The 14,493-nt window shown below is 73.1% G+C and carries 17 protein-coding genes; 12 read left to right on the top strand and 5 right to left on the bottom strand.

Annotated elements, in window-relative coordinates; all coding sequences use genetic code 11:
- Nucleotides 1-9 precede the first annotated feature (9 nt).
- From bioD to ACJX2R_RS42320, 7 genes are all read left to right on the top strand, one after another.
- The gene (gene bioD / locus ACJX2R_RS42350; RefSeq protein WP_413104397.1) at nt 10-714 is read left to right on the top strand and encodes a dethiobiotin synthase; all 705 of its coding nucleotides are present in this window, start codon (nt 10-12) and stop codon (nt 712-714) included.
- Nucleotides 715-812: 98 nt separating this feature from the next.
- Nucleotides 813-1,496, top strand: a complete 684-nt coding sequence (locus ACJX2R_RS42345; RefSeq protein ID WP_262701360.1) for a class I SAM-dependent methyltransferase — start codon at nt 813-815, stop codon at nt 1,494-1,496.
- 123 nt (nt 1,497-1,619) lie between these two features.
- Nucleotides 1,620-2,435, top strand: a complete 816-nt coding sequence (locus ACJX2R_RS42340) for an ABC transporter ATP-binding protein (protein WP_413104396.1) — start codon at nt 1,620-1,622, stop codon at nt 2,433-2,435.
- Nucleotides 2,436-2,547: 112 nt separating this feature from the next.
- The gene (locus ACJX2R_RS42335) at nt 2,548-3,465 is read left to right on the top strand and encodes an LLM class F420-dependent oxidoreductase (protein WP_413104395.1); all 918 of its coding nucleotides are present in this window, start codon (nt 2,548-2,550) and stop codon (nt 3,463-3,465) included.
- A 9-nt stretch (nt 3,466-3,474) separates the two neighbouring features.
- The gene (locus ACJX2R_RS42330; protein ID WP_413106093.1) at nt 3,475-3,942 is read left to right on the top strand and encodes a GNAT family N-acetyltransferase; all 468 of its coding nucleotides are present in this window, start codon (nt 3,475-3,477) and stop codon (nt 3,940-3,942) included.
- 67 nt (nt 3,943-4,009) lie between these two features.
- Nucleotides 4,010-5,413 (top strand): hemolysin family protein, encoded by a 1,404-nt coding sequence (locus ACJX2R_RS42325; protein WP_413104394.1) that lies wholly within the window; start codon nt 4,010-4,012, stop codon nt 5,411-5,413.
- The gene (locus tag ACJX2R_RS42320) at nt 5,410-6,414 is read left to right on the top strand and encodes a hemolysin family protein (protein ID WP_413104393.1); all 1,005 of its coding nucleotides are present in this window, start codon (nt 5,410-5,412) and stop codon (nt 6,412-6,414) included. Before ACJX2R_RS42325 ends, ACJX2R_RS42320 begins: the two co-directional genes overlap by 4 nt.
- 24 nt (nt 6,415-6,438) lie before the next feature.
- Here the strand turns inward: ACJX2R_RS42320 and ACJX2R_RS42315 are convergent, their stop codons facing one another.
- Nucleotides 6,439-6,693: a hypothetical protein gene (locus ACJX2R_RS42315; protein WP_371106041.1), complete on the bottom strand. Its 255-nt coding sequence runs from the start codon at nt 6,691-6,693 to the stop codon at nt 6,439-6,441.
- Nucleotides 6,694-6,792: 99 nt separating this feature from the next.
- Nucleotides 6,793-7,023: a hypothetical protein gene (locus ACJX2R_RS42310; RefSeq protein WP_244202572.1), complete on the bottom strand. Its 231-nt coding sequence runs from the start codon at nt 7,021-7,023 to the stop codon at nt 6,793-6,795.
- A 66-nt stretch (nt 7,024-7,089) separates the two neighbouring features.
- Between ACJX2R_RS42310 and ACJX2R_RS42305 the strand changes: the two genes are divergently transcribed.
- From ACJX2R_RS42305 to mug, 3 genes are all read left to right on the top strand, one after another.
- Nucleotides 7,090-7,860 carry an SGNH/GDSL hydrolase family protein gene (locus ACJX2R_RS42305; protein WP_413104392.1) on the top strand — a complete coding sequence of 257 codons (771 nt, stop codon included), beginning with the start codon at nt 7,090-7,092 and terminating at the stop codon, nt 7,858-7,860.
- 97 nt (nt 7,861-7,957) lie between these two features.
- Entirely contained in the window at nt 7,958-9,391 is a 1,434-nt protein-coding gene (gene purB / locus ACJX2R_RS42300; protein WP_413104391.1) for an adenylosuccinate lyase, read from the top strand.
- 20 nt (nt 9,392-9,411) lie between these two features.
- Nucleotides 9,412-9,954, top strand: a complete 543-nt coding sequence (mug, locus tag ACJX2R_RS42295; protein ID WP_413104390.1) for a G/U mismatch-specific DNA glycosylase — start codon at nt 9,412-9,414, stop codon at nt 9,952-9,954.
- A 73-nt stretch (nt 9,955-10,027) separates the two neighbouring features.
- Here mug and ACJX2R_RS42290 read toward each other — a convergent pair whose 3' ends face one another.
- Both ACJX2R_RS42290 and ACJX2R_RS42285 read right to left on the bottom strand, forming a co-directional pair.
- The gene (locus ACJX2R_RS42290) at nt 10,028-10,648 is read right to left on the bottom strand and encodes an L-threonylcarbamoyladenylate synthase (protein ID WP_413104389.1); all 621 of its coding nucleotides are present in this window, start codon (nt 10,646-10,648) and stop codon (nt 10,028-10,030) included.
- A gap of 102 nt (nt 10,649-10,750) precedes the next feature.
- Nucleotides 10,751-11,191: a hypothetical protein gene (locus tag ACJX2R_RS42285; RefSeq protein ID WP_413104388.1), complete on the bottom strand. Its 441-nt coding sequence runs from the start codon at nt 11,189-11,191 to the stop codon at nt 10,751-10,753.
- Nucleotides 11,192-11,340: 149 nt separating this feature from the next.
- Here ACJX2R_RS42285 and ACJX2R_RS42280 point away from each other — a divergent pair, with 149 nt between their 5' ends.
- Complete coding sequence (locus ACJX2R_RS42280; protein WP_413104387.1) at nt 11,341-12,561, top strand: ROK family protein; 1,221 nt, start codon at nt 11,341-11,343, stop codon at nt 12,559-12,561.
- Between the two features lie 122 nt (nt 12,562-12,683).
- Here ACJX2R_RS42280 and ACJX2R_RS42275 read toward each other — a convergent pair whose 3' ends face one another.
- Nucleotides 12,684-13,427 carry a GntR family transcriptional regulator gene (locus tag ACJX2R_RS42275; protein WP_413104386.1) on the bottom strand — a complete coding sequence of 248 codons (744 nt, stop codon included), beginning with the start codon at nt 13,425-13,427 and terminating at the stop codon, nt 12,684-12,686.
- Between the two features lie 196 nt (nt 13,428-13,623).
- Here ACJX2R_RS42275 and ACJX2R_RS42270 point away from each other — a divergent pair, with 196 nt between their 5' ends.
- Complete coding sequence (locus ACJX2R_RS42270) at nt 13,624-14,370, top strand: SDR family oxidoreductase (protein ID WP_413104385.1); 747 nt, start codon at nt 13,624-13,626, stop codon at nt 14,368-14,370.
- Nucleotides 14,371-14,493 lie beyond the last annotated feature (123 nt).

The following is a 14,493-nucleotide window of genomic DNA, read 5'->3' as shown; positions in this document are numbered from 1 at the left end:
GAAACAAAGATGACAGTCCTGGTCGTCACCGGTACGGGCACCGAGATCGGAAAGACCGTCAGCACGGCGGCCGTCGCCGCCGCGGCGCTCGCGCACGGCCGCTCGGTGGCGGTGCTCAAGCCCGCCCAGACCGGTGTCGCGGAGGACGAGCCGGGCGACACCGCGGAGGTGGCCCGCCTCGCCGGGGCGGTGACCCTGCGCGAACTCGCCCGCTACCCCGAGCCGCTGGCCCCCGCCACCGCCGCCCGCCGCGCCGGACGGCCTCCGGTGCGGCCGCACGAGGTGGCCGACGCGGCCGAGAAGCTGGCCACCGAGCACGATCTGGTGCTGGTCGAGGGCGCGGGCGGGCTGCTCGTACGGTTCGACGAGACGGGGGCGACGCTCGCCGACGCGGCCCGGCTGCTCGGCGCGCCCGTCCTCGTCGTCGCCCACGCGGGTCTCGGCACGCTCAACGCGACCACCCTGACCACCGAGGCGCTGCGCGCCCGCGGGCTGGAGTGCCCCGGCGTCGTCATCGGCAGCTGGCCCGCCGCCGCGGATCTCGCCTCCCGCTGCAATGTGGCCGATCTGCCGGAGTCCTCCGGTGTCCCGCTGCTGGGCGCCGTCCCCCAGGGCGCCCCCGCCCTGCCGCCCGCCGAGTTCCGCGCCCAGGCCCCCGGTTGGCTGGCGCCCCGGCTGGACGGCACCTGGGACCCGGCGCGGCTGGCCGCGTAGCGACACCCCCCGCCTGGGCAGAATCCCGGTACCGGTCATCGTCCATCCCTGGGACACCCGGAACAAACCGCCCATACCTGGGACAAGGGGGAGCTCCCATGCCCGTATGCCGTCGCACACCCCCGCGTGACGCCGTCCACCATCCGCTCTTCGCCCGCTGCTACGCCAGACTGAGCCCGCTGGCCGACGAGCGGGCGGGCCTGGGTGAGCTGCGCGGCGAGCTGCTGGCCGGGCTCTCCGGCCGGGTCATCGAGATCGGCGCGGGCAACGGGCTGAACTTCCCGCACTACCCCGAGACCGTCTCCGAGGTCGTCGCCATCGAGCCCGAGCGCCATCTGCGGCGGCTGGCCGCCCGGGCGGGGCTGCGCGCCGGGGTGCCGGTGGACGTGGTGCCGGGCGTCGCCGAGGCGCTGCCGGTCAAGAGCGAGGGGTTCGACGCGGCGGTGGCCTGTCTGGTGCTGTGTTCGGTGCGCGATGTGCGGCGCGCGCTCGCCGAGCTGCTGCGGGTACTGCGGCCCGGCGGTGAGCTGCGCTTCCTCGAGCACGGCCGCGCCGAGGGGCGGGTCCTGGCGACGACCCAGCGGGCGCTGGACCGCACCGTGTGGCCGCTGATGTTCGGCGGCTGCCATACGGCGCGTGAGGCGCGGTCGGAGATCGCGGCCGCGGGCTTCGAACCGCTCGGCCACCGCCGGCTGCGCATCCCGGACCGGGGCCCGGCGCTGCCGACGTCCCCGTGCGTGCTCGGCGCCGCCCGCCGCCCGTCCGCCCCTTCCGGTCCCTGATCGCCTTCCCGCCGTCGCCTTCCCGCCGTCGTCCGCATTCCCGTACGCCCCGTCCACAGGCGCGCGTACCGGCGGCCGGGTCCCTACCATCGAGGGCACGACGTTCCGATACGGGGAGGCATCATGTCCACACCGGCGGCAACGAAGACGGACGGGTTCGCGGACGGCGGCGGCCGTGCGGCGGCCCGTGCCCGTGCCCTGACCAAGGCGTACGGCAGCGGCGAGACGGCCGTGCTCGCGCTGGACGCGGTGGACGTGGAGATCGAACGGGGCAGGTTCACCGCGGTGATGGGCCCGTCCGGCTCCGGCAAGTCCACCCTGATGCACTGTCTGGCGGGTCTCGACACGGTCTCGTCGGGCCGGGCCTGGCTGGGCGACACCGAGATCACCGGCCTGGGCGACAAGGAGCTGACCCAGCTCCGCCGCGACCGGATCGGCTTTATGTTCCAGTCGTTCAATCTGCTGCCCACGCTCAACGCGGCCGAGAACATCACCCTGCCCATGGACATCGCGGGCCACAAACCCGACCAGGAGTGGGTGAACCGGGTCATCGACACCCTCGGGCTGCGGGACCGGCTGCGGCACCGGCCCGCCCAGCTGTCCGGCGGGCAGCAGCAGCGGGTGGCGTGCGCGCGGGCGCTCGCCTCCCGCCCCGAGCTGATCTTCGCGGACGAGCCGACCGGCAACCTGGACTCACGGGCGGGCCTCGAGGTGCTGCGCTTCCTTCGGGAGGCCGTGGACGAACTGGGCCAGACGGTCGTCATGGTCACCCACGACCCGACCGCCGCCGCCCACTCCGATCTGGTGCTCTTCCTCGCCGACGGCCGGATCGTGGACCGGATGGAGCGGCCCACGGCCGAGGCGGTGCTGGAGCGGATGCACATCTTCGCCGCCGCCGCGCCAACCGGGCCCGCCCCGGACCCCGATCCGCTGAACTGAGCGCCGGGCCCCGGGCCGGTGCCCGATCGGCCGGGACGCCGAATGAGGGCGAGCCGCCCCGAACGGAGCCGAACTCGGATACGTTCGCGGTATCCGCGATCAAGGAGGGCTCATGGCAAGGCCGTTCCGTTTCGGAGTCAATCTGCTCACCCTTGAATCGGCCGAGGCATGGCGGGGAAAGTGCCGCCACGCCGAGCAGCTCGGCTATGACGTGCTGCTGGCCCCCGACCACCTCGGCAACCCCGCCCCGTTCCCGGCACTGGCCACCGCCGCCGAGGCGACCGAGCGCCCCCGGCTGGGCACCTTCGTACTCAACGCCGGCTTCTGGAACCCCGCACTGCTCGCCAGGGAGGTGGCCACCTGCGACGCGCTCACCGACGGCCGGCTGGAGCTCGGCCTCGGCGCCGGCTATGTCAAGGCCGAGCACGACAGCGCCGGGCTGCCGTTCGGTTCGCCGCGGGAGCGGGTGGACCATCTGGTGCACACCGTGGCCGAGTTGGAGCGGCTGCTGACCGATTCCGAGCACCGGCCGCGGTCCACCCAGTCCCCGCGCCCGCCGCTGCTGCTCGGCGGCAACGGCGACCGGCTGCTGCGGCTGGCCGCGCGCCACGCGGACATCGCCGCCTTCACCGGCGCGGTGCAGCCTGCGGGCAAGCCCCAGGGCACCCTCCAGCTGATCAGCCCCGAGGCGCTGGAGGGCCGGGTCGCCGCCTTCCGCCGCTTCGCCGCCGAGGCGGGGAGGACCAAGGGGGCCGACGAAAGCGATGACACCATCGAGCTGAACTACCTCATCCAGATGGTCGGCCCCACCGACGACCGGAGCGCCAAGGCGCGCGAGCTGGCCCCGTACGCACCGGACCTCACCGAGGACCAGCTACTGGAGCACCCGGCGCTGCTGCTGGGCGGCGCCAAGGAGATGGCGGAGCAGTTGCGGGCCCACCGCGAGCGGTTCGGCTTCTCGTACTTCACCGTGCTGGAGCACAACATGGAGGCGTTCGCGCCGGTGATCGAGGAGCTGCACGGCAGCTGACCCGGCGGAATCCCGTCGACGCCGCGGTCCGCCCGATGGTGGGATACGGGCATGGACGATCTCCGGATACGGGCCGCGGCCCCCGCCGACCTCGACACCGTGCTCACCTTCTGGAAGGAGGCGGCGGAGGGCACCAGCATCAGCGACGACCGGGACGGGGTGGCCCGGCTGCTCGACCGCGACCCGGAGTCGCTGCTGCTGGCCGAGCGGGACGGTGAGCTCGCCGGGACCGTGATCGCCGGTTTCGACGGCTGGCGCTGCCATCTGTACCGGCTGGCCGTCCACCCCGGGCACCGCCGCCGGGGCGTGGCGACGGCCCTCCTGGCGGCGGCCGAGGAGCGGTTCGCGGCCCTGGGCGGACGGCGCGGTGACGCGATGGTGCTGAACGAGAACGAGCTCGCCCACCACGCGTGGAGCGCGGCGGGCTATGCGCCGCAGCCGCAGTGGAGCCGCTGGGTCAAACCGCTGCGCCCCTGACCCCCGCGGCCCTCCCGGGCGCGGCACCGCCGTGCGCGTCCTTTTAGCATGGGACGGAGGTGAACCGATGACCGAAGTCCTCCTCCTGGCCGTGGCGCTCCTCCTGGCGGTGGCCTGTGGCGCCTTCGTCGCGGCGGAGTTCTCGCTGACCACGGTCGAGCGCGGCGAGCTGGAACTCGCGGCCGCGCGCCGGGAGCGCGGTGCGGCCGGGGCGCTGAAGGCCGTACGGAGCCTCACCTACCAGCTCTCGGGCGCGCAGCTGGGCATCACCGTGACCAATCTGGTCGTCGGCATGCTGGCCGAGCCGTCCGTCGCGGCCCTGCTGGCCGGGCCGCTCACCGCGATCGGCGTGCCCCCGTCGGCCGTCCACTCGACCGCGCTGGTGCTCGGCACCTTCCTGTCGACCGTCGTACTGATGGTCGTCGGCGAGCTGGTGCCCAAGAACTGGGCGATCTCCCGGCCGCTGCCGGTCGCCAAGGCCGTGGCCACTCCGCAGCGCGTCTTCAGCTCCGTCTTCCGCCCGCTGATCTCCCATCTCAACAACACCGCCAACCGCACCGTGCGCCGGCTGGGCCTGGAGCCCGCCGAGGAGCTGGCCTCCGCGCGCGGTCCGCAGGAGCTGATCGCCCTCGCCCGGCACTCCGCCAAGGAGGGCGCGCTGGAGAAGGACACCGCCGAGCTGTTCGTCCGCACCCTCAACCTCTCCGGGCTCACCGCGGAGAACGTGATGACCCCGAGGGTGCGGGTGGTGGCGCTGGACGTACGGGCCACCGCCGAGGACGTGGCCAACGCGACCCGCGCCACCGGGCTGTCCCGCTTCCCCGTCTACCGGGGCAGCCTGGACACCGTCGCCGGGCTCGTCCACATCAAGGACGTGCTGGCGGTCCCCGCCGAGGAGCGGCCCCGGCGCCCGGTGTCGGAGGTGATGCGCGAGGCGGTGTTCGTCCCGGAGCCGCTCACCGTGGACCGGCTGCTGGACCGGCTCTCGGCCCAGCGCAGCATGGCCGTGGTGATCGACGAGTACGGCGGTACGGCGGGGGTCGTCACCCTGGAGGACATCGTCGAGGAGGTGGTCGGCGAGGTACGCGACGAGCACGATCCGCATGAGACCGCCCAGCTGATCCCGATGGGCCGGGACCCCGGGGGCCATACGCTATACGACGCGGACGGCGCGGCCCGCGTCGACCAGCTGGAGCGCATCGGGCTGCGGGTGCCCCCGGGCCCGTACGAGACGCTGGCCGGGCTGATCGCCACCGAGCTTGGCCGGATCCCGGCCGTCGGCGACACCGTCGAGCCGGCGGGCTGGTCGGTGGAGGTGCGGAAGGTGTCGAGCCACCGGGCGGCCCGGGTCCGGCTGCGGGCGCCACTGCGCGGCCCCGCGGGTGGCGGGACCGGGGGCGACGGGGGCGATCGGGGCGGAGGCGACGGGGCCGGCGGTGTGCACGGGGCCGAGGGGGCGACGGGCCGATGACCGTCCTCCAACTCCTGATCGGCCTGTTGACGCTGGTCCTCAACGCCTTCTTCGTGGGCGCGGAGTTCGCCCTGATCTCGGTGCGCCGCAGCCAGATCGAACCGCATGCCCAGCAGGGCGACCGGCGGGCACGGGCCGTACTGTGGGGCCTGGAGCACCTCTCCGCGCTGCTGGCCGCCGCCCAGCTCGGGATCACCCTGTGCACGCTGGTGCTGGGCGCCGTGGCGGAACCGGCCATCGCGCATCTGCTGGAGCCCCTGTTCCATGTGGTGGGTCTGCCGCTGGGTCTGGTGCATCCGGTCTCGTTCGTGATCGCGCTGAGCCTGGCCACGTATCTGCACATGCTGTTCGGCGAGATGGTGCCGAAGAACGTGGCGCTGGCCGAGCCGGTGCGCACCGTGCTGCTGCTCGGCCCGCCCCTGGTCGCCCTCGCCCGCGCCCTGCGCCCGGTGATCTTCGGCGTGAACGCCCTGGCGAACGGGGTGCTGAAGCTGTTGCGCGTGGAGCCCAAGGGCGAGGTCGCGGCCACCTTCTCCGACGATGAGCTGGCCCGGATGGTCTCGGACTCCAGCGAGGCCGGGCTGCTGGACGACCGCGCCACCGAGCGGCTGCGGGACGCGCTGGAGCTGGGCCGGCGACGGGTGCGGGACGTGGTGCTGCCCATGGGCCGGGTGGTCAGGGCGCGGCTCGGGGTGACCCCCGATGAGCTGGAGCGGCTGTCGGCGCGGACCGGCTTCTCACGGTTCCCGGTGGTGGACGACTCCGGGCGGATCCTGGGCTATCTGCATGTGAAGGACGCGCTGGACGCACGGCCCCGGGATGTGCCGTTCCGCCCGGATCAGCTGCGCCCGATCCCCCGGGTGCGGTCCCTCACACCGCTGGACGACGTGCTCACCGCGATGCGCGACAGCCGTACCCATCTCGCGGCGGTCATCGCCGCGGACGGACGGCTGGAGGGGCTGGTGACCATGGAGGACGTACTGCGCGAGCTGGTCGTCTGAGCGCTCCAGCCGGCCCGTGCCCGATCATTCCTCCGTCTGTCTGGACTCATGGGCGATGATGCACGCCTGCCAGTGGGCCAGCGCCTCCTCCCGGCCGCCACCGCCCTCCTCGGCCACCGCCACCAGCGCATGGGCGGCCATCGCGGCGAGCCGCACCGCGACCCGGCACACATCGCGCGTCTCCAGCGGCTCCAGGAGGGCGGCGGCGCCCTCCCCGTCGTCGGCGAGCGCGGCGGCGACGATGGCCATGGTCGTACGGTCGCATTCGAAGGCATCCACGCCGACCAGACTGCCCCGCCGCGCGGCGCGCGGAACCCCGGGCGGTCCAACCGGTCCAACCGGTCCGACCGCGGCCCCGGCCGGACGGCCGCGCGGGGCTCAGCGGCGGGGGCCGGAACCGGGGCCGGGACCGGGCCGGGTGCCCATCGGGTCGTAGCGGAAGATCACGTACTCGACGCGTCCGATGACCTTGGTGCGGTTCGTCCGCCGGTACAGCTCGGGTGGCCGGAAGATGTTGTCGTCGTAGATGTCCGCGCCGGGCTCCACATTCCAGCTGGCGGTCGTCCCGTTCCGCGCTCCGCCCTCGAAGTAGATGTGGGTCATCGCCATGCGGCTCATCATGCTCGCGCTCGGCGGCCCACGCAGCCCACGCGCCGGGATAAGATCTCCCGAGCCATGCAGAAGAACATCACCTACAGCAGCTTCGTCGCGGTCGGCGACTCCTTCACCGAGGGCATGTCGGACGCGCTTCCCGACGGCACCTACCGAGGCTGGGCGGATCTGCTCGCCGGGCGGCTCGCGGCCCGCGACCCCGGTTTCCGCTACGCCAACCTCGCCGTACGGGGCAAGCTCATCGGGCAGATCGTCGAGGAGCAGACGGGCCCGGCGGCGGCCATGGGCGCCGACCTGGTGACCCTGGTCGGCGGGCTGAACGATGTGCTGCGGCCGAAATGCGACGTGGGCCGGGTGTGCGGACTGCTGGAGGAGGCCGTCGAGCGGCTGGCGCCCAGCTGCAAGCGGCTGGTGCTGATGCGCAGCCCGGGACGGCGCGGACCGGTGCTGGAGCGGTTCCTGCCCCGGATGGAGCGGCTGTTCGCCTTCATCGACGAGCTCGGCGCGCGGCATGACGCGACCGTCGTGGACCTGTACGCCTCCGAGTCCGTCGGGGACCCCCGGATGTGGCACGAGGACCGGCTGCATCTGAACGCCGAGGGGCACCGGCGGGTCGCCGAGGCCGTATGGCAGGCGCTGGGCCTCGAGCCGGAGGAGGACTGGAACGCGCCCCTGCCGCCCGCGGTGCCCGTCGGATGGCTGGCCCGCCGCACCTCGGATGTGCGGTTCGCCCGCCAGCACCTCGGGCCGTGGATCGGCAGGCGGCTGACCGGCCGCTCCTCGGGCGACGGGCGGGCCCCCAAGCGCGCCGAGCTGCTGCCGTACGAGGGCTGATCCGCGAGGCCCAGATGAAGCCTGGGCCCCGGGCCGTTCGGCGGCCTCCCTCGGCCACCGGTCTGGCCTGCGAGGACGGCCAGTAGAATCTGTGCACGTGACTGGTAAGCCGCGCATCCCGAACGTCCTGGCCAACCGCTACGCCTCCACGGAGCTGGCCGTCCTGTGGTCCCCCGAGTACAAGGTGACGCTGGAGCGGCGGCTGTGGCTCGCCGTGCTCCGCGCCCAGAAGGACCTCGGAATCGAGGTGCCGGACGCCGCCCTCGCCGACTACGAGCGGGTCCTGGAGACCGTCGACCTGGCCTCGATCGCCGAGCGCGAGAAGGTCACCCGCCACGATGTGAAGGCCCGCATCGAGGAGTTCAACGCCCTCGCCGGCCATGAGCACGTCCACAAGGGCATGACCTCCCGCGACCTCACCGAGAACGTGGAGCAGCTCCAGATCCGGCTCTCCCTTGAGCTGGTGCGGGACCGTACGGTCGCGGTGCTGGCCCGGCTCGGCAAGCTGGCCGCCGACCACGCCGAGCTGGTGATGGCGGGCCGGTCGCACAATGTCGCGGCGCAGGCCACCACGCTCGGCAAGCGGTTCGCCACCGCGGCGGACGAACTGCTGGTGGCGTACGAGCGGCTGGAGAACCTGCTGGGCCGCTATCCGCTGCGGGGCATCAAGGGCCCGGTCGGCACCGCGCAGGACATGCTGGACCTGCTCGGCGGCGACGCGGCGAAGCTGGCCGAGCTGGAGCGGCGGATCGCCACCCACCTCGGCTTCGGCCAGGCGTTCACCTCCGTCGGCCAGGTCTATCCGCGCTCGCTGGACTACGACGTCGTCACCACGCTGGTGCAGCTGGCCGGGGCCCCGTCCTCGCTGGCCAAGACCATCCGGCTGATGGCCGGGCACGAGCTGGTGACCGAGGGCTTCAAGCCCGGCCAGGTCGGCTCGTCCGCGATGCCGCACAAGATGAACACCCGCTCCTGCGAGCGCGTGAACGGCCTCGCGGTGATCCTGCGCGGCTACGCCTCGATGGCCGGGGAGCTGGCGGGCGACCAGTGGAACGAGGGCGATGTCTCCTGCTCGGTGGTGCGCCGGGTCGCACTGCCGGACGCCTTCTTCGCCTTCGACGGGCTGCTGGAGACCTTCCTGACCGTGCTCGACGAGTTCGGCGCCTTCCCCGCCGTCATCGCCCGTGAACTGGACCGCTACCTCCCCTTCCTCGCCACCACGAAGGTGCTGATGGGCGCCGTACGGGCCGGGGTGGGCCGCGAGGTCGCCCATGAGGCGATCAAGGAGCACGCGGTGGGCGCGGCGCTGGCGATGCGCGAGCGGGGCGCCGAGCGCAATGAGCTGCTCGACTCGCTCGCCTCCGACGAGCGGATCCCGCTGGACCGGGCCGCGTTGGGCGCCCTGATGGACGACAAGCTCTCCTTCACGGGCGCGGCCGCGGACCAGGTGGGCGCGGTGGTCGCCCGGATCGAGGAGATCGTCAAGGAGCGCCCGGAGGCCGCCGCCTACGCTCCCGGCTCGATCCTCTGACACCGGCGATGACGCCCGCGATGACCCCCGCCGAACTGGAGGCCGCCCGCGACCGCCTCGTCCCCGACGTGGTCGCGGACGGTCTGCGCGTCCTCTTCTGCGGTATCAACCCGGGGCTGATGACGGCCGCCACCGGCCACCACTTCGCCCGCCCCGGCAACCGCTTCTGGCCCGCCCTCCACGCCTCGGGGTTCACCCCCCGTCGGCTCGATCCGTCCGAGCAGTCGGAGCTGGTGCGCTATGGGCTCGGCATCACCAATGTGGTGGCGCGCGCCAGCGCCCGGGCCGATGAGCTGAGCGACGAGGAGTACCGGGAGGGCGGCCGGATCCTGGAGGAGAAGGTGCTCCGGCTGCGGCCGCGCTGGCTGGCGGTGGCGGGGGTCACCGCCTACCGGGTGGCGTTCGGCGACAAGAAGGCGAAGATCGGGCCGCAGACGCGGACCATAGGTGAGACCCGCATCTGGGCCCTGCCCAATCCCAGCGGCCTCAACGCGCACTGGACGCTGCCCGCCATGGCGGAGGAGTACGGCCGGCTGCGCACTGCCGCCGAGGCGGACGGCTAGCCGGACGCCGGGGCCCGCCGCGCCCGCGGTTACGCCCGGACACCTGAGACATGAGGTGATGCCGTCGGCGCGGTCACTCGAACCGTGCCGTGTCGCCCGCCCCCCGACGTACGATTTCGGCTTCGCCGCCGGACAAGTCGATGACCGTGGTCGGCTCGGTGCCGCAGTCACCCGAGTCCACCACGGCGTCCACCACATGGTCGAGCCGTTCTTTGATCTCCCAGCCCTGCGTCATCGGCTCGTCCTCATCGGGCAGGAGCAGGGTGCTGGAGAGCAGCGGCTCACCGAGGTCGGCCAGCAAGGCCTGAGTGGTGGCATGGTCGGGAATCCGGACTCCGACCGTCTTCTTCTTCGGGTGCAGCAGCTGCCGCGGCACCTCCTTCGTCGCCGGGAGGATGAAGGTGTAACTGCCGGGCGTCGCTGCCTTGATCACGCGGAACACGTCCTTGTCGACGTGCACGAACTGGCCCAGCTGCGCGAAGTTCTGGCACACCAGCGTGAAGTGGTGACGCTCATCGAGGTTCCGGATCGACCGGATCCGGTCGATGCCGTCACGATTGCCCAGTCGGCATCCCAGTGCGAAGCAGGAGTCCGTCGGATAGGCGATGAGGCCGCCGGAGCGGATCATGTCAGCCACATTGCCGATGGTGCGCTGCTGTGGATTCTCGGGGTGGACATCGTAATACTTCGCCATCCGCCGAGCCTATGCGATGCCTATGCGATCAGGACGCCCCGGTCGTTCCACGCCCCGGACCAGGCCGGACATCGCCCCGTCGCGCCCAGCGCCGGAGGTGCGTCATATCGTGCCCTCCTCCCCTATCGCCACCAGCAGCTGGAACGGCAGCTCGCGGTCGCCCTGCCCGACGCCCAGCCCGACCCAGCGGCCGTCGACGCGCCAGACGCGCAGCTCGGGGACGTAACCGCACAGGGTATCCAGCGGGGGCGGGACCGGCTCGCCCATCGCCGAGCGCTCCAGGGAGTCGCCGAGGTCGAGGACGTCGGGGGTGCCCCACCGTAAGGTCAGCACCTGCTCCAGCGCGCCCAGCTCGGCCTCGAACTCCTCCAGCACCTCCTCGACCCGGCTCAGATCCGCGTCCCAGAAGTCCTCGCTGACCCGGAGGTCGGCGACATGGAAGCCGGGACCGCTTTCCACCCGTCCGTCGGCGGTCCGCTGCGTGGGGAAGTCCCGCACGCGCAGCTGATCGATCGTGGCCACATGGTCCGCCGTACTGGTCATGCTGTCAGTAAACCGCGTAGGTCGGACATCTGGCCGCCCGTCAGATGGGCCGCGCGAGGGCCGGGTGGTCCGAGCCGGGAGTAGGCACTCGCCGCCTCCGCGCCCAGCGGATACGATCCGGCAGATACGCACTGGGAGGGAGGCCGACGTTGGGGCGGCTCACCGGCGGGGATCCGTCTCTGCTGCGACGCATCAACTCCGCCGTGGTCCTGCACGCGCTGCGCGCGGCGACCGCGTCCGGCGCCGCCGACGGTGGTGGCCAGGACGAGGCGGGGGGCTGCGCCGGGAGCGCGAGCCTCACCGATCTGACCCGGGTGACCGGGCTGTCCCGGCCCACCGTCGAGGGGGTTATCGACGGGCTGGCCGACAGCGGTCTGGTGGTCGAGGTGCCCGCCGAGGAGGGCGGTGTCCGCCGCCAGGGACGCCCCGCGCGCCGCTTCCGCTTCCGGGCCGAGGCCGGGCATCTGCTGGGCATAGAGATAGGGCCGCACCGGGTGGCCGCGCTCCTGTCGGACCTCGACGGACACGCGCTGGGCTCGATCGTGCGCGAGGTGTCGGAGAAGGCGTCCGCGGACGAGCGGCTGGAGCGGGTGCGCACCACCGTCGCGGATCTGCTGCGGCGTGCCGGGGTGGCCCGGTTCTCGCTGCGCGCGGTCGGGGTGGGCAGCCCCGGCGTCGTCGAGGCCGACGGCACCGTCCATCTGTGCACCGCGCTCCCCGGCTGGACCGGACTGCCCCTGGGCGAGCGGCTGCGGCGGTCCTTCCGCTGTCCGGTGCTGGTGGAGAACGACGCGAACACGGCCGCGGTGGCCGAGCACTGGAAGGGGGCCGCGGCCGGTTCGGACGATGTGGTCTTCGTTCTGGCCGGGTTGAGCCCGGGGGCCGGGTCGTTGATCGGCGGGCGGCTCCACCGCGGCTTCGGCGGCGCCGCCGGGGAGATCGGGGCGCTGCATCTGCTGGGCCGGGAGGCCGCCCCGGAGGAGGTGCTGTCCACGACCGGGGAGCCGCTGAACCCGCTGGACGAGGCGCAGGTGGCGCATGTCTTCGCGCTGGCCAGGGACGGCGACGAACGGGCGCGGGCGGCCGTGGACCGCTTCGTCCGCAGGCTGGTTCACGACACCGCGGCCCTGGTGCTGGCGCTGGACCCGGAAGTCGTGGTGGTGGGCGGCTGGGCCGCAGGTCTTGACGGGGTGCTGGCCCCGCTGCGCGATGAGCTGTCGCGCTACTGTCTGCGGCCCCCGCAGGTCGCGCTCTCGCTGCTGGGCGAGGCGGCGGTGACCACGGGGGCGCTGCGGCTGGCCCTGGACCATGTGGAGCAGGAGCTGTTCGCGGTCGACAGCACGGTGACGACCCGCCGCGCGAGCCGCTGACGCGGGTCGCACGGGGCCGTTTCGGGAGGCGTACGGAACGGTGGCGTACACAGCGGTGGCGTACACAGCGGTGGCGTACGGAGCGGTGGGGGCGGGGCGGTGGGGCGCGGGGCGGGCCGGGATCAGCCCGCCAGCAGCTCCTCGCCCGCGTCGCCGAAGGTGAGCCGGCAGGTGTCGGCCCGGTAGGTGGCCACGGCGACGGCCGCGGTGCGGCCCTGGGACACATAGCGGGTGGTCACGAGGAGGACGGGGGCGCCGGGCAGCCGGTCGAGCTCCTTGGCGTCGTCCGCGCGGGCCGAGCCGAGCTCCACGGTCTGCTCACGGCCCTCCAGCTCCAGCCGGCGCAGCTCGCGCAGCACGGCGCGGGCGCGGGCCAGCCCGCTGGGGGTGTCGATGGCGGCGAGGCCGGGGACGGACTCGGCCGGTACGTACAGCAGCTCGGCGGCGAGCGGCTGGCCGTGGCTCATCCGGGTGCGGCGCACCCGGTGGACCGGGGTTTCGGGGTCGATCTCCAGCAGCCGGGCGACCTCGGCGGGCGGGGCCACCTCGGTGCTGTCGACGGTCTGCCAGGTGTTCTCGCCGGAGGCGTCGGTCCAGCCGTGGGCGTAGTCCCCGACGGCCACGCCGACGCGGGGCGGGGCGACGGTGGTGCCGACGCCACGGCGGCGCTGGAGCCTGCCTTCCAGCTCGAGCTGTTCGAGCGCCTGTCGGAGGGTGGCGCGGGCGACGCCGAAGCGGGCGGCCAGCTCGCGCTCGTTGGGCAGGATCTCGCCGACCGCGAACTCCGAGTCGAGTGCGTCGCTGAGCACGGTCTTCAGATGCCAGTACTTGGGCTCTGGCACCGATTCCAGCTGCTTGGTCCCCACCCTGTCCCCCTTGGTTTCGATGGCCGACAGTCCCGCGCGCCTTCACAGTTATGCGCGCTTCTTTATTAAAGGTTGTTGCAGTATCAATGCGACCATAAGGCGGCGCACGTACTTGGTCAAGACCAATCCCTGACCGGTTATCGTCGGTGACCGTCGGAGCGGGATGCGTCACGGGGCGGGAGCTGAGCTGATGGGCATGGACCAGGTCACGGTGGTCACAGGGGGCAGTCGCGGCATCGGCGCGGCGGTGGCGGTGCGGCTCGCGCGCGCCGGGCACGGCGTCGCGATCGGCTACGAACACGCCCGGGACGCGGCGGAGCGGTGGGCGGCGGCGGTGCGCGCGGAGGGTGTGCGGTCGATGACCGTCCAGGCCGACACCAGCGACGCGGACCAGGTCGAGGCGATGTTCGACCGGGTGCGGGAGGAGCTGGGCCCGATCACCGGTCTGGTCAACAACGCCGGGATCACGGGCCCGTTGGGCCGTTTCACCGAGACCTCACCGGAGGTGATGCGGCGCGTCGTGGACGTCAATGTGACCGGGGCCCTGCTGTGCGCCCGGCGCGCGGCGCGCGAGATGTCCACGCGCCACGGCGGGCAGGGCGGCGCCATCGTCAACATCTCCTCGGGCGCGGCGACGACCGGCAGCCCCGGGGAGTATGTGCACTACGCGGCCAGCAAGGCGGCGGTCGACGCGATGACGGTCGGGCTGTCGAAGGAGCTGGCGGCGGAGGGGATCCGGGTCAACTCGGTCCAGCCCGGGATGACGCTGACCGACATCCACGAGCGGATGGGCGACCCCGAGCGGCCGTGGCGCGTCCAGGGGCGGGTGCCGATGGGACGGCCGGGCGAGCCGGAGGAGATCGCGGGCGCGGTGGCGTGGCTGCTGTCGCCGGAGGCGTCGTACACGACGGGCGCGGTGCTGCGGGTCGCGGGCGGACTGTAGCGGCGGCGGCGTTCGCCCCACCCAGCGGCCGCGTTCGTTTGCTCACGCTCGGCGGTCGCGTTCGCCCACGCTCGGCGGCCGCGTCCGCTCACGTTCGGCGGCGTGCGCTGTCCGGGCCGTCGT

The sequence above is a fragment of the Streptomyces sp. Inha503 genome, from assembly GCF_047215865.1.
Taxonomy (GTDB): Bacteria; Actinomycetota; Actinomycetes; order Streptomycetales; family Streptomycetaceae; genus Streptomyces; species Streptomyces lycopersici.
This window is presented reverse-complemented; position numbering and strand designations above follow the sequence as displayed.